The 13,419-nt window shown below is 71.2% G+C and carries 13 protein-coding genes; 10 read left to right on the top strand and 3 right to left on the bottom strand.

Annotated elements, in window-relative coordinates; all coding sequences use genetic code 11:
* Positions 1-8: 8 nt before the first annotated feature.
* The gene (gene dnaJ, locus ACPXY0_RS07910; RefSeq protein ID WP_423930030.1) at positions 9-1,169 is read left to right on the top strand and encodes a molecular chaperone DnaJ; all 1,161 of its coding nucleotides are present in this window, start codon (positions 9-11) and stop codon (positions 1,167-1,169) included.
* Here dnaJ and tal read toward each other — a convergent pair.
* From tal to tkt, 3 genes are read right to left on the bottom strand one after another with little or no spacing between them, the layout of a single operon-like run.
* The gene (gene tal / locus ACPXY0_RS07905) at positions 1,159-2,298 is read right to left on the bottom strand and encodes a transaldolase (RefSeq protein ID WP_423930028.1); all 1,140 of its coding nucleotides are present in this window, start codon (positions 2,296-2,298) and stop codon (positions 1,159-1,161) included. The two genes, dnaJ and tal, sit on opposite strands and share 11 nt — an antisense overlap.
* Positions 2,295-2,762 (bottom strand): ribose 5-phosphate isomerase B, encoded by a 468-nt coding sequence (gene rpiB / locus ACPXY0_RS07900; RefSeq protein ID WP_419941881.1) that lies wholly within the window; start codon positions 2,760-2,762, stop codon positions 2,295-2,297. The genes tal and rpiB overlap by 4 nt, the downstream gene beginning before the upstream one ends.
* Entirely contained in the window at positions 2,759-4,804 is a 2,046-nt protein-coding gene (gene tkt / locus ACPXY0_RS07895) for a transketolase (protein WP_423930616.1), read from the bottom strand. Before tkt ends, rpiB begins: the two co-directional genes overlap by 4 nt.
* Positions 4,805-4,995: 191 nt before the next feature.
* On the opposite strand from tkt, the gene ACPXY0_RS07890 reads away from it, so the two are divergent.
* The 9 genes from ACPXY0_RS07890 (at position 4,996) to ACPXY0_RS07850 (ending at position 13,413) form a co-directional block, all read left to right on the top strand.
* Complete coding sequence (locus ACPXY0_RS07890) at positions 4,996-5,757, top strand: RsmE family RNA methyltransferase (RefSeq protein WP_423930026.1); 762 nt, start codon at positions 4,996-4,998, stop codon at positions 5,755-5,757.
* Complete coding sequence (locus tag ACPXY0_RS07885) at positions 5,754-6,089, top strand: histidine triad nucleotide-binding protein (protein WP_419941879.1); 336 nt, start codon at positions 5,754-5,756, stop codon at positions 6,087-6,089. Before ACPXY0_RS07890 ends, ACPXY0_RS07885 begins: the two co-directional genes overlap by 4 nt.
* 17 nt (positions 6,090-6,106) lie before the next feature.
* Positions 6,107-8,491 (top strand): endonuclease MutS2, encoded by a 2,385-nt coding sequence (locus ACPXY0_RS07880; RefSeq protein ID WP_423930614.1) that lies wholly within the window; start codon positions 6,107-6,109, stop codon positions 8,489-8,491.
* A 72-nt stretch (positions 8,492-8,563) separates the two neighbouring features.
* On the top strand, positions 8,564-10,402 hold the full coding sequence (gene dnaG, locus ACPXY0_RS07875) for a DNA primase (protein WP_423930023.1): 1,839 nt from the start codon (positions 8,564-8,566) through the stop codon (positions 10,400-10,402).
* 14 nt (positions 10,403-10,416) lie between these two features.
* The gene (locus tag ACPXY0_RS07870; protein WP_423930021.1) at positions 10,417-11,139 is read left to right on the top strand and encodes a zinc ribbon domain-containing protein; all 723 of its coding nucleotides are present in this window, start codon (positions 10,417-10,419) and stop codon (positions 11,137-11,139) included.
* Positions 11,140-11,150: 11 nt separating this feature from the next.
* Positions 11,151-11,714 carry a 16S rRNA (guanine(966)-N(2))-methyltransferase RsmD gene (rsmD, locus tag ACPXY0_RS07865; RefSeq protein WP_423930019.1) on the top strand — a complete coding sequence of 188 codons (564 nt, stop codon included), beginning with the start codon at positions 11,151-11,153 and terminating at the stop codon, positions 11,712-11,714.
* The gene (coaD, locus tag ACPXY0_RS07860) at positions 11,711-12,214 is read left to right on the top strand and encodes a pantetheine-phosphate adenylyltransferase (RefSeq protein ID WP_423930017.1); all 504 of its coding nucleotides are present in this window, start codon (positions 11,711-11,713) and stop codon (positions 12,212-12,214) included. Before rsmD ends, coaD begins: the two co-directional genes overlap by 4 nt.
* A gap of 5 nt (positions 12,215-12,219) precedes the next feature.
* Positions 12,220-13,062 (top strand): phosphate acyltransferase, encoded by an 843-nt coding sequence (locus tag ACPXY0_RS07855; RefSeq protein WP_423930015.1) that lies wholly within the window; start codon positions 12,220-12,222, stop codon positions 13,060-13,062.
* Between the two features lie 18 nt (positions 13,063-13,080).
* Entirely contained in the window at positions 13,081-13,413 is a 333-nt protein-coding gene (locus ACPXY0_RS07850; RefSeq protein WP_423930013.1) for an STAS domain-containing protein, read from the top strand.
* Positions 13,414-13,419: the final 6 nt, after the last annotated feature.

Here is a 13,419-nt window from a genome sequence, read left to right as displayed (position 1 = left end):
ACCCGCACATGAGCCGGGACTACTACGAATTGCTCGGCGTGTCGCGCGACGCGGACGCGGCCGAGCTGAAGAAGGCATACCGCCGCCTCGCCATGAAGTATCACCCGGACCGCAACGACGCCCCCGATGCGGAGGAGCGATTCAAGGAGGTGACCGAGGCGTGGGAGGTGCTGAGAGATCCCGGCAAACGGGATCTCTACGACCGCTACGGAGAGGCGGGTGTGCGGCGCGGCGGCGGCGGCGAGGCGCCGTTCTCGGGCTTCGGCAGCTTCTCGGACGCCTTCGACGTGTTCATGCGCGAGTTCGGCGGCGGGGGCTTCGGCGGCGGCGGCTTCGGCGACATCTTCACGCAAGCGTCCCCGAACCAGCTCCGGCGCGGCTCCACGCTGAAGGTCGCCGTGAACATCACGCTGGAGGAGGCGGCGAAGGGGGCCAAACGTTCCCTGCGCATCTCGGTGCTGGAGCACTGCGAGCGCTGCGAAGCCACCGGCGCCGAACCGGGTACCGAGGCCACCACCTGCGAGACGTGCCGCGGCGCGGGCGAACTGCGCATGGTCCAGAGGTCCATGCTGGGACAATTCGTGTCGGTGCGACCGTGCGCCGACTGCGGCGGCGAGGGGACCCTGGTTGCGGCCGAGTGCGCCGACTGCCGCCGGAGCGGGCGGGTACGGGTCGAGCGGTCGATCGAGATCGAGATTCCCGCCGGCATCTCGTCGGATGATTACCTGAAGCTGCGGGGACGCGGGAACGTGGGCCTGCGCGGCGGTCCGCCCGGCGACCTCATCGTGGGCGTGGAGGTCGACCCGCACGACCGCTTCGAGCGGAGGGGGGACGATCTTCTCCTCGATCTGCCGATCACCTTCTCGCAGGCGGCCCTCGGCGTCGAGATGGAAGTGCCGACGATCCTCGGGCAGGCCCGGCTCAGCGTGCCGGAGGGCATCCAGGCCGGACAGGTGCTGAGGCTGAGCGGACAGGGGATGCCGAAGTTGCGTGCCGCGGGCCGGGGAGACCAGCTCGTGCGCGTACACGCCTGGACGCCGAGCCGGCTCTCCCGCCTGCAGCGGGAGAGCCTCGAGTCACTGCGGGAGATCGAGGACGCTCCACCGGAGCCGCGCCGTGGTGAGGACCCGAGTTTCTGGGAGCGCGTGAAGGCGGCGTTTACGGCGTAGCGGCCGCGATGGGCTGATCCGCCATCCGCGCTTCCAGGCTCGCCAGAAGCCGGTTGAAGGGGACGGCGAATTTCTCCACGCCCTCGGCGAGCAGCTGATTGGTCACGGCGTCGAGGTCGATCCCGACCGCCGCCAGCCGTTCCATCGTGCGCCTCGCCTCGTCGACTCCCTCGCCCAAGGTGTCTGCCGCCGTGCCGTGGTCCATGAAGGCGTCGATCGTCTTCTCGGGCAGCGTATTCACCGTGAGGTCGCCGATCAGCGGCTCCACGTACTTCACGTCGGAATAGGACGGGTCCTTGGTGCTCGTGCTCGCCCACAGCAGCCGCTGCGGATGGGCGCCGTGGCGGGCCAGGCGGGCCGCCCACCGATCGGTCCCGAGCCGTCGCGTGAAGGAGCGGTACGCGAGCTTCGCGTTGGCGATGGCGGCCTCCCCCAGCAGCGTCCGGAAGCGAGCGGCATCGCTCCCCGCCGCATCGGCCAGGGCATGGAGCCGTCTGTCGATCAGGGCGTCGATCCGGCTCACGAAGAAGCTGGCCACCGACGCGATTCCCTCGACGGAGCGCCCGGCCTCGATCCGCTGCTCCAGCGCCTCCATATGCGCTTCCGCGACCGCCTCGTAGGCGGCGATCGAGAAGAGGAGCGTGACGTTCACGTTCACGCCCTCGAACAGCGCCTGCCGGATGGCGGGGACGCCGGCGGGGGTCCCCGGGATCTTGATCATCACGTTACCGCGACCGACGGCGTCGAAGAGGCGGCGCGCCTCCTCCACGGTCCGTTCCGTGTCGTCCGCCAGATGCGGGGAAACCTCGAGCGACACGTACCCGTCGACGCCCCCCGAACTCTCCCAGACCCCGCGCAGGATGTCGCAGGCGCCCTGAACGTCGGCGATCGTGAGCCGGTCGTAGACCTTCTCGACGCCGAGGCCGGCGGCGGAAAAGCGCGCAATATCCTCGTCGTACTGGTCGCTGCCGGTGATCGCGTTGTGGAAGATGGCGGGATTGGAGGTCACGCCCCTCAGCCCCTCGGCCTCGACCCGGCGCGCGAGCTTTCCGTCGACCACCATCCCCCGGGTCAGGTTGTCGAGCCAGTAGCTCTGCCCGTGTTCCTGGAGCTGAAGCAGCGCGCTCATCTCTCTCCGCCTCCCCTCATGTGACGAGCCTCGATGTCGAGGACCTTGTCGAGCCGGCGTCGGTGCCGTGGCTCGGCCGAGAATTCCGCCATCAGAAACGCCTCCGTGATGGCCCGCGCGAGTGCGATGCCGATCACCCGCTCGCCCAGGCAGAGGACGTTCATGTCGTCGTGGTCGACCCCCTGCGCCGCGGAGTAGGTGTCGTGGCACACGCCGGCCCGCACCCCGGGCACCTTGTTGGCGGCGATGCACATGCCTACCGCGGAGCCGCACACCACGATACCGCGCTCCACCTCGCCGGAGGCCACACGCTCCGCCACGGCCCGCGCGAAGTCCGGATAGTCGACCGAGTCGGTGCCGTGCGTGCCCACATCGACGATATCGTGCCCCGCCGCGCGAAGCTCGGCAGCGAGGGTGTCCTTGTAGCCGACGCCCGCGTGATCCGCGCCGAGCGCGAGCCTCACGGGGAATTCCGAGGCGCGAGCCGGGCGAGGGCGCGCTCCACGAGCGCTTCCGCCGTGAACCCGAAACGCGCGAAGTTGTCGGCCGCCGAGGCGGACTGGCCGAAGCGGTCGATCCCGATCACCGCGCCATCCGTGCCGACCCACTCCGTCCAGCCGAGCGTCGCACCGGCTTCGATTGCGAGACGGGGGACGCCCGGCGGGAGGACCTGATCGCGGTATTCCGGCGTCTGGGCGCGGAACAGCTCCCAGCTGGGGAATGAAACGACGCGCGCGGGCACACCCTGCGCTTCGAGGTGTTCCGCCGCTTCGACCGCCACCTGCAACTCCGAGCCGCTGCCCAGGAGCACGACCCGGAGGTCGCCGGACTCGGGCCGCAGAACGTAGCCTCCCCGCGGCACGCCGGCGCGGGCCGCCCCGGCCGCGCGGGCGAGGTGAGCGACCTTCTGCCGGGTGAGGACGAGGACCGTCGGTCCGTCGCTTCGCTCGATGGCGACACGCCACGCGTGGACCGTCTCCTCCGGGTCCCCGGGCCGGAGTACGACCACCCCCGGCATGGCGCGGAAGGAGGCGAGGTGCTCTACAGGCTGGTGCGTGGGGCCGTCCGCCCCGAGCCCGATCGAGTCGTGCGTCATCACGTAGATGTTCGGGAGTTCCATCAGCGCGGCGAGCCGCATCGCCGGCCGGGCGTAGTCCGTGAAGGTGAAGAAGGTGGCGACGTAGGGTCGCACCGCGCCGTGCAGCATGAGCCCGTTCGCGATCGAGGCCATCGCGTGCTCGCGGATCCCCCAGCGGAGGTTCCGGCCCTCCGGGCTCCGTCGCGAGAAGTTCGGGGAGTCGATGAGGGTGTTGTTGGAGCCCGAGAGGTCGGCGCTCCCTCCGATCAGTTCGGGGAGACGGGGGGCCAGGGCGCCGAGAACGCGGCCCGAGGCGGCGCGCGTGGCGATGGGTGCGTCGTCCGGGCTGAACTCCGGGAGGTTGTCGTCCCACGCCTCGGGGAGCGCGGATTGCACGCGTCGCTCGAGTTCGGCCGCGAGTGCCGGGTGTTCGGCCCGGTAGCGTTCGAAGCGTTCGGCCCACTCGGCGGCCAGCGCCTCGCCGCGGGCGACCTGCCGTCCCATGTGCCGGCGGACCGCATCGGGGACGAGGAAGGGCGGCTCCGGCGGCCAGCCGTACATCTCCTTCGTGAGCCGGATTTCCTCTTCTCCCAGCGGAGCGCCGTGCGCCGCGGCCGTATCCTGCTTGTTCGGGGCACCGTACCCGATATGGGATCGTACGATGATGAGCGACGGGCGCTCCTCGACGGTCCTCGCCTCCTCGATCGCCGCATCCAGTGCCGCGAGGTCGTTCGCGTCGTCGACCCGCTGCACGTGCCAGCCCATCGACTCGAACCGTCCGCATACGTCTTCGGAGAAGGCGAGGTCGATGTCGCCGTCGATCGTGATCCGGTTGTCGTCGTAGAGCCAGAGAAGTTTGCGCAGACCGAGATGGCCGGCGAGCGAGGCCGCTTCGTACGAGACGCCCTCCATCAGGTCGCCGTCGCTGCAGATGACGTAGGTCCGGTGGTCGACGATCGCGTGCCCCGGCCGGTTGAACACCGCGGCGAGATGGGTCTCGGCGATCGCCATCCCGACGGAGTTCGCGACGCCCTGGCCGAGGGGGCCGGTCGTCGTCTCGACACCGGCCACGAGTCCGTGTTCGGGGTGGCCCGCCGTCCGGCTCCCGGCCCTCCGAAAGCTGCGGATCTCCTCGAGCGGGAGGGCGTACCCCGTGAGGTGGAGCGCGGCGTACTGGAGGATCGCGGCGTGGCCCGCCGACAGCACGAAACGGTCCCGGCCGAACCAGGAGGGATCGCCCGGGCTGTAGCGCATGTGCCGCATCCAGAGGGTGTACGCCACCGGGGCGAGCGCCATCGCCGTGCCGGGATGCCCGGAGCCGGCCCGCTGAACGGCGTCCATCGCGAGGGTGCGAATCGTGTCGACGGACTGCGATACGACGGGAGGGTCGGAGGTGGGAACGGCGGTCACGGGATCGGCTTCGGCCATCGTCGATTCGTTCAACAGCCCCTCGCGCGAGATGAGTCGATCCGCAGACCACGGACGGGTTCGGCGGAGCGAACATAGGCCGCCGGCGGGTGGCGGAAAACCCTGCGCGCGGGACGTGGCCCGGTCGGTGGCGAGGGGCCGCGCGCGGCGGCTACGTTGCCAGTGTGAGCGACCCGGAAGACGGCCCAAAAATGGACCCGTCCCAGCTGCCGACGTTCCTCGCCGACGATCTCGCGGGTCGGGGGGGCGAAGCGCGGATCCATCTGGCGGCGGACGAAATCACCCACGTCCGCGCCGCGAGGATCCGTCCCGGAGCCCGGCTGGCGGTGACCGACGGAAAGGGCCGGTGCTGGGAGGGGGAACTCGTCGAACTGGATCGGCGGCGGGCCCGCTGCCGGCTGCCGCGGGCCCTCCCGGTGCGTCCGCCACTGCCCCTGCGCGTGTGGGCCCCGGTGGCGAACCGTGACCGTTCGCTGTGGCTGGTCGAGAAGGTCGTCGAACTCGGGGCGTCGGCCGTAACCTGGATCGAGTGGGAGCGGTCGCGGTCGGTCGGCGACGCGGGTCGTTCGGAGGGGTTCCGTCGGCGGGCCGGGAAGCGGGTGCGGGCCGCCGTGACGCAGTCAGGCGGGAGCTGGCTGCCCCGGCTCGACGGTCCGTTGACGCTGGAGGAGGCGCTGGCGGGCCACGACGGGGCAGGGTGGCTCGCCGATGTGAGCGGCCCGTCCCTCCTGGCCGGCGGCGCCCTGCGCGACCCGTGCCGGAGCGGCCACCGGAGTCCGCTGACGCTCGCGGTCGGGCCGGAGGGCGGGCTGACGCGCGCTGAGCGCCGACGCTGCGTGGAAGCAGGGTTCGAACTCGTGTCGCTGGGGCGGGGTACGCTGCGATTCGAGACGGCGGCGATCGCGGCGGTGGCGCTCGCTTCGGCCATCCTCGAAAACCTGGAGGGGACATGACGGATTGCGTGTTCTGCGCCATCGCGGCGGGCGCCATCCCGGCGGATATCGTCGCGGAGGAGGACGGTTGGGTCGCGTTCCGCGACCTCGAACCTCAGGCACCCGTGCATGTGCTTGTGGTCCCCCGGACCCATGTATCGAGTCTCGCGACGCTGTCGAGCGGTACGCTCGGCGGGGAACTCGTGCTCGCCTGCGCCGCGGTCGCCCGCTCCGAGGGGCTGGGGGACGGGTACCGCGTCGTCACCAACGCGGGCGAGGACGGAGGTCAGGCCGTCGCGCACCTCCACTTCCACGTGCTCGGCGGCCGCCGCATGGGTTGGCCGCCCGGTTGAGACCCCGGTTGAGCCCGATGGATCACGCGCTGCGCGTGCTCGAGTTCGATCGCGTGGTCGCCGCGATCTCAGGGTACGCCGCGTCCGAGCCGGGGAAATCGAAGGTCCGCGCCCTCCGTCCGCTCCCCGATGCGCCCTCCGCCCGCCGCGCCCTCGCGGCCGTGGGCGAGTTGCAGGCGCTCCTGGCGAGCGGCGATGGGTGGAACCTGGATGCGTTCCCGGAGCTGGGACCGGCGCTGCGCCGCCTGACGATCGACGATGCGTGGCTGGACCCCGGCGACCTGCTCGCCTGCGCGAAGGTCATGGCGGCAGGGCGGATCGCCCGGGGGCTCGCGGAACGACTCGATCCCGAGGGCCTCCCGGTGCTCCTGGTCGGCCGGCTGTGGGGTGACCGGGCGCTCGAGAAGCGGATCGCGGCCACCTTCGACGCTGCCGGTGGGGTCGCGGATGGGGCCTCGCCCGAGTTGCGGCGCCTCCGGCGAGTGCTCACGGGGGCTCGCGTGCGTCTCGTCGAGGAACTCACGCGTTTCGCCGGCTCGCTCCCCGAACGGGTGCGCGTTCCCGACGCCTCCGTCACGGTCCGCAACGGGCGCTACTGCATCCCGGTGCGGCGCGAGGGGAAGGGCATCGCGGGAGGGCTCGTGCACGACGCCTCGGCGAGCCGCCGCACGCTGTTCGTGGAGCCCGTGCGCGCCATCGAGGCGATGAACGGGATCAGGGAACTCGAACTCCGCGAGGAGCGCGAGGTGGAGCGGATCCTGCGGGAACTCGCTGCCGCAATACGCCGTCACGCCTCCGAACTCGCCGCTTCGTACGGGGCGTTGGTGGAGCTGGACGCGCTTCGCGCCCGCGCCCTGTTCGCGGCCGGGATGGAAGCCTCGCCCCCGGCCTTCGTCGACCCGGTGGCGGAAGGGATCCGCATCCGCGGCGCGCGGCATCCCCTGCTCGCGCTTGCCCCCGGGGGCGCCGTGCCGTTCGATCTCGACCTCTCGGCCGATGAGCGGGTGCTCCTCGTGTCGGGCCCCAACGCGGGCGGCAAGACGGTTCTCCTCAAGACACTGGGGCTCCTCAGCGCGCTCGTGCAAAGCGGCGTCGTCCCGCCCCTTCGGGCCGGAAGCCGAATCCCCTTCTTTCGCCGCTTGTTCGCGGTCATCGGCGACGAGCAGTCGATCGACGCGTCGCTCTCCACCTTCGGGGCGCAGGCGCGCAATCTGGCGGAGATCCTGAACGAGGCGGACGAGCGGGACCTCGTCCTCTTCGATGAGATCGGGAGCGCGACGGATCCGGCGGAAGGGGGTGCGCTGGCGGCGGCGGCGCTGGAGCGTCTGGCCGGGCAGGCGCGGCTCACGGTCGCCACGACGCACCTGGGCGACCTGAAGCGGCTCGGCGACGACGGGGCGGCGGTGCAGGCCTCGCTCGAGTTCGATTCCAGGCGTCTCGAACCCACGTACCGGCTCGTGCGGGACCGTCCGGGACGGAGCTACGCCCTCGTCATCGCCGCGCGACTGGGGGTCCCGGAGGACGTGCTCGCGAGCGCGCACGCGCGGCTGGGCCCGGAACACGTGTCGCTCGACACCCTGCTCGCCCGCCTGGAGGCGGAACGGGGAGAGATCGAGGACCTGCGGGCCCGACTCGAGCGTCGGACGGAGGAGACGGCGGCGCGGGAGCGCGACCTGGCGTCCCGGGAGACCGCGCTCGCGGATTCCGAGCGCGCGGCCGAGAGGCAGCGGGAGGTGGCGCGGCGAGAGACGCTGCGCCAGGCCCGGGAACGGGTCGAGGCCGCAATCGCGCGGCTGGAGTCCGAATACGTGGGGGGCGATGAACCGACCCGGCGAGCGGCGAAGCGGGCGGTGCGCGGCGAAGTGGAGCGGGCACTCCGCACTTCGGCCCGGAAGTTGCGCGCACTGGGCGATCGCGCACCCGCCACCGAGGCCGCGGAGACCCCGCGGGCAGGGGAGGCCGTCCGCTGGAGCGCCTCCGACCGACCCGCCACGCTCGTGGAGGTCCGCGGGGCTCGGGGCGTGATCGAGGTCGGCGGGTTGCGCCTTACGGTACCGCTGCGCGACCTGACGCCGCATTCTGGAGCGGTGGCGCCCCGAGGGAAGCGTTCTTCGTCCGGAGGTTCCCGCGAGGCGGGGGAACGCCGGCCCATCATCAGGGTCGAGACCCAGGTCGATCTGCGGGGGCTGCGCGCCGATGAGGTGGACGCGGCGCTCACGCCCGCGATCGACGCCGCGGTGGTGGGAGATCTCCCCTGGCTCCGCATCATCCACGGAAAGGGGACGGGCGCCCTCAGGGCCCGCGTCCAGGAGATTCTGAACGGAGACCCGCGGATCCGGCTCGTCCGGGCGGGCGGGGCGGGCGAAGGGGGTACCGGGGTGACGGTCGTGGAATTCGAGTAGGCGGATGCAGCGGGCGATGATGCAGCGGGCGATGAGGCGTCGCGACGGTTCCGGTGGGAGGAGGCGCGCGTGGTGAGCGACGCGCTCGTCGAGGAGATCCGCGCCCGCGCCGACCTGCTCGAGGTCGTGGGCGAGCACGTTGGGCTCCGGCGCTCCGGCAAGAGCTACCGCGGGCCCTGTCCGCTGCACGGCGGGGACGGTCCGAACTTCGCCGTCGATCCTCAGCGGCAGATCTTCAAGTGCTTTGTGTGCGGCGAGGGCGGAGATGTCTTCGGGTTCCTGATGAAGCACCTCGGATTCGAGTTCCCCGAGGCGGTGCGTCACGTCGGGGCGCGGGTCGGGATCGAGGTCCCGGACCGGGAAGAGCGCCGCGAGGACCCGCACGCACCCCTGCGCGGCGTCCTCGCGTTCGCGGCCGAATGGTTCCAGGGTCGGCTCCGGGAACCCGCCGGGGCCCGGGCGCGCGCCTACCTGGAGGGCCGGGGTCTGCCGCTGGAGGAGGCGCTCGAGTTCGGGCTGGGGTACGCGGACGATGAATGGCGGGTGTTTCGCGCGGCCGCGGCCCGGCACGGCATCGAGGAAGGGGCGCTCTTGCGACTGGGGCTGCTCGCGACGAGCGAGAAGGCGGAGGAACCCTACGACCGCTTTCGCGGACGACTGATGTTCACGATCCAGGACCTCCGCGACCGGCCGATCGGCTTCGGCGGCCGGGTCCTCGATCCGAACTCCGATGCGCCCAAGTACATCAACTCGCCCGAGTCTCCCGTCTTCCGGAAGGGGGAGGAACTCTACGCGCTCAACCGCGCCCGCCACTCGATGCGGCGCGAGGGGCACGCGGCGGTCGCCGAGGGCTTCACGGACGTCATCGCGCTGCACCGGGCGGGGCTCGAGTTCGCGGTCGCCGGGCTGGGTACCGCCTTTACAGCCGACCAGGCGCGACAACTCGCCCGCTACGCGAAGCGGGCCTATCTGCTCTACGACAGCGACACGGCCGGGCTGCGCGCGACCTTCCGGACCGGCGACATCCTCCTCGCCGCCGGCGTCCATCCGCTGGTCGTCTCCCTGCCCCCCGGGGAAGACCCCGACTCGCTGATCCGCAGGGAGGGGGCAGCGGCCCTCCGGCACCTCATGAACGACGCGGTGGACCTGCTCGAACGCAAGCTCCAGATCCTGGCGCGCGAGGGATATCTCGACCGCGTGGAGGGCCGGCGGCGTGCGGTGGACAGCCTGCTGAGCACGCTCCGGGCCGTGGCCGACCCGGCGCTGCGCGACATCTACGTGGACCGTGCGGTCGAGGGGCTCGGGATAAGACGGGACACGCTCGTGCACGAGATCGCGCGCGCGGAGCGGCCCAGGATTCGCCGCCCTCCCGCGGGTCCCGACTCCGGAAGGCCCGACGACAGCCCTCCCGTCGAGTCGCGAACGGAACGGGCGTTTCTTCTCCTCCTCGTGCGCGACCCTTCGCTGACGCGGAGGGCGGTCCGCACAGGGCTCTCACCCCGGCACCTGCGCGACCGGTGTGGCCGCGAGATCTTCGAGATCCTGTCGGCGGCGTGCGACGAGGGCGTGGACGCGGAAGATGTGGACTGGTCCTCCGCCTCCGGGCCCGCCCGCGCGCGCTTGACCGCCCTCCAGGAGGCGGGGGAGGAGATCCCCGACCCGGACGGGGTCTTCGAAGCCGCGGTGAGCCGCCTCCTGTATCGGCGGCATCGAGAACGCCTGAACGAGATCGATCGCGAACTGGAACTTGCGGACAGCGAGCAGCAACGTCGATTGTTGAGCGAGAAGCAGGAACTCGCACGGGAACTTCGAGACGCGGGCGAGGCCGCCGCATTCATGCCCCGACAGGGCGCGGGGCGGCCGGGCTTCGCCGATCGACCGGGGGGCGCCCCGACCGGGTTGCCCGGTTGACAGCCGGAGAGAGCATGCAGGCGACCGATACCGTCGACGAATTACTCACGCTTCAGGAGATCGATCTCGAGATCCTGAGGATCGAAAGCGAACTCGTGACACTGGACGAGGAGGTCGCCGAACTTCGCATCACGGTGGATGCGCTCGAGAAGCGGGTCGCCGGGATCCGGGGCGACGCCCGGAAGGCGGAAGCGCGCGTGGAACGTTTCCGCCGCTCCGTGGAGGCGGGGCGAGCGACCCTCAAGCGACTTGAATCGCGTTCCGCCGCGGTCGTGAACGAGCAGCAGTATCTCGCCGTGCGGAGCGAGACGGAGACGGCCTGGCGGAATCTGCGAGGGGCGGAGGACGACCAGCTCGACGCCATGCTGGAGCTCGAGTCGGCGCGCGAGGCCTTCAGCGCGGCCGGGGGTGAGTTGAAGGAATCCGCCGCCGCCCTCGCGGAACGGGCCGCCGCCGCCGATGACCTGCGCTCGGCGTTCGAGCGCGAACTGCACCTGCGGGGCGCGGCCCGGAAAACCCAGGAAGATCGTCTCGGCCGGCGGGCGCTCCAACTCTACAGGTCGGCCGGCGGGGGCGGGAAGCGTTCGGCGCTCGCGGAACTCACGGCGGACGGCGTGTGCGGACAGTGCTTCACCTCTGTGCCCAAGCAGCGCCAGGCCGAGATCCGGACGCGTCGCGATCTGGCCGTCTGCGAAGGCTGCGGAATCATCCTCTACCCGGTGTCCTCCGGCGCCTGACACGCCGAACCATGCGACTCCGCATCATCGCGGGCGATCTGGGCGGCAGGTACATCGACGCTCCGCCCGGACGGCGCACCCGCCCCACGGCCGCGAGGGTGCGGGAGGCCTGGTTCTCCGCGCTCGGCGAGGATGTCGTCGATGCGCGCGTCGCCGACCTCTACGCCGGTTCCGGGGCGCTGGGCATCGAGGCGCTGTCGCGCGGCGCGGCGCACGTCCATTTCGTCGAGTCGGACCGAGGGGTCGCTTCCGTGCTCGACCGGAACATCCGCAGGCTCGGGCTCGCGGACCGGTCCCGGATCGGGCGCCGCGATGCCCTCGCCTGGATCGACGGCCTGACCGCTCCGCTCGACCTTGTCTTGGCCGACCCCCCGTACGGATCGACCGCCGGCCGCGGGCTCGTGGAGCGCTTTCGCCTCCGACCATTCGCCGCCCAGTTCTGGCTCGAGCACGACGCCGACGCCGGTCTGGCCACGACCGCGGACTGGACGAGGGAATACGGCGACACCCGCGTGAGCCGGTTCCTGGCTCCGGCATGCGCCCCGATCTCGACACCTGAACGGAAGCTCGGATGAAGAAAACCATCGCCGTGTACCCGGGATCCTTCGATCCGCTCACGATTGGACACGAGGACATCGTGCGGCGGATCGTGCGGCTCGTGGACCATCTGATCGTCGCCGTGGCCGAGACCGCCACGCAGGCGAAGTCGAGCCTCTTCCCGATCGACGAGCGCGTCGAACTCATCCGCTCCGCGTTCGCGGACGAGCCCCGGGTGGAGGCGACCTCCTTTTCCGGGTTGCTCGTGGACTTCGCCCGTGCGCGGAAAGCCCGCATCATCGTACGGGGGCTCCGGGCCGTGAGCGACTTCGAGTACGAATTCCAGATGGCGCTGATGAACCGCTCCCTGTGGCCCGAGGTGGAGGTCCTGTTCATGGCCCCGGCCACGCGCCACACCTTCCTGAGTTCGTCGCTCGTGCGCGAGGTCGGACGCCTCGGCGGCGATGTGACCGATTTCGTGAGCCCGCTGGTGAAGGCCCGCATGGATCGGGCCTTCGAGCGGCCCGCAACGGATTGAAGCCGGTGCCGACCCCGCGGGACTTCATCGGCCGCCTGCGGGTGCGAGCCGCCACGGCCGAGGCCAGGATCGGCTTCCCCGAGGCCGAGGAATCCCGAACGGCCGAGGCCATCCGGATCCTGCGATCCGAGGGCTGGGTTCACCCCGTCGAGATCGGCCCCGGGCGTGGCGGGCTCGAAGGCGCCGCGCGACGCCTCGCCGAGGGTGAACTCGACGGCGTCGTCGCGGGCGCCGTCCACTCGACGGCGGAGGTGATCCGGGCGGGTCTGCGCATCGTCGGAGTCGCGGAAGGGGTGGAGACCGTGTCCGCGGCCTTCTACATGGTCTTCGAGCGGCCGCGGGAGCGCGTACTCACGCTTACGGACACCGCGGTCGTCCCCGCGCCGACGCCGGAGCAGATGGCCGACAGCGCCTCGGCCGCCTGCGATGCGCGGCGGGCCATCGTGGGGGACGAACCGGTCGTCGCCTTCCTGTCCTACTCGACGCGCGGCTCGGCCGGCGGGCCGGCCGTGGACCGTGTGCGCGAAGCGCTCGATCTGTTTCGGCGGCGGCGGCCCGATATCGAGGCGGACGGAGAGCTGCAGGCAGACGCGGCGCTCGTTCCCGGGATCGCGGCGGCGAAGGCTCCCGGCTCCCGGGTGGCGGGGCGCGCGAACCTGCTCGTCTTCCCGAACCTCGACGCCGCGAACATCGCCTACAAGCTGCTCGAGAGACTCGCCGGAGCGCGCGCGCCGGGACCGATCCTCCAGGGTCTGCGGCGGCCGCTCAACGACCTCTCCCGCGGCGCCTCCGTCTCCGATATCGTGGATGTCGCGTGCATCACGGCACTCATGTCGCGAGGGAGCTAAATCGCGAGGGAGCAAAGCATGACGTTTTCGTTGGAAAGACTCGGAGCCACGACGGTGGTCAGCGTCGGTGGCCAGCTCACGCTCAATAACCGGGGCGAACTCAGGGAACGCGTTCTCGCGCGTCTGGCGGATGGCGAAACCGACTTCGTAATCGACTTCGCCGACGCCGACTACATAGACTCGTCGGGTCTGGGCGTGCTCGTCAGTCTCTCGAAGCACATCCGCGATGGGCACGGGCGCCTCAAGCTGGCCGGGCTTAACGATGACCTCGCCCGGCTGTTCGCGCTCACGAAGCTGGATTCGCTGTTCGACATCGCCGAGACCCGGGCGGCCGCGCTGGGCGAAACCTGACCCGGG

The sequence above is a fragment of the Candidatus Palauibacter sp. genome (assembly GCF_965237495.1).
Taxonomy (GTDB): domain Bacteria; phylum Gemmatimonadota; class Gemmatimonadetes; order Palauibacterales; family Palauibacteraceae; genus Palauibacter.
This window is presented reverse-complemented; position numbering and strand designations above follow the sequence as displayed.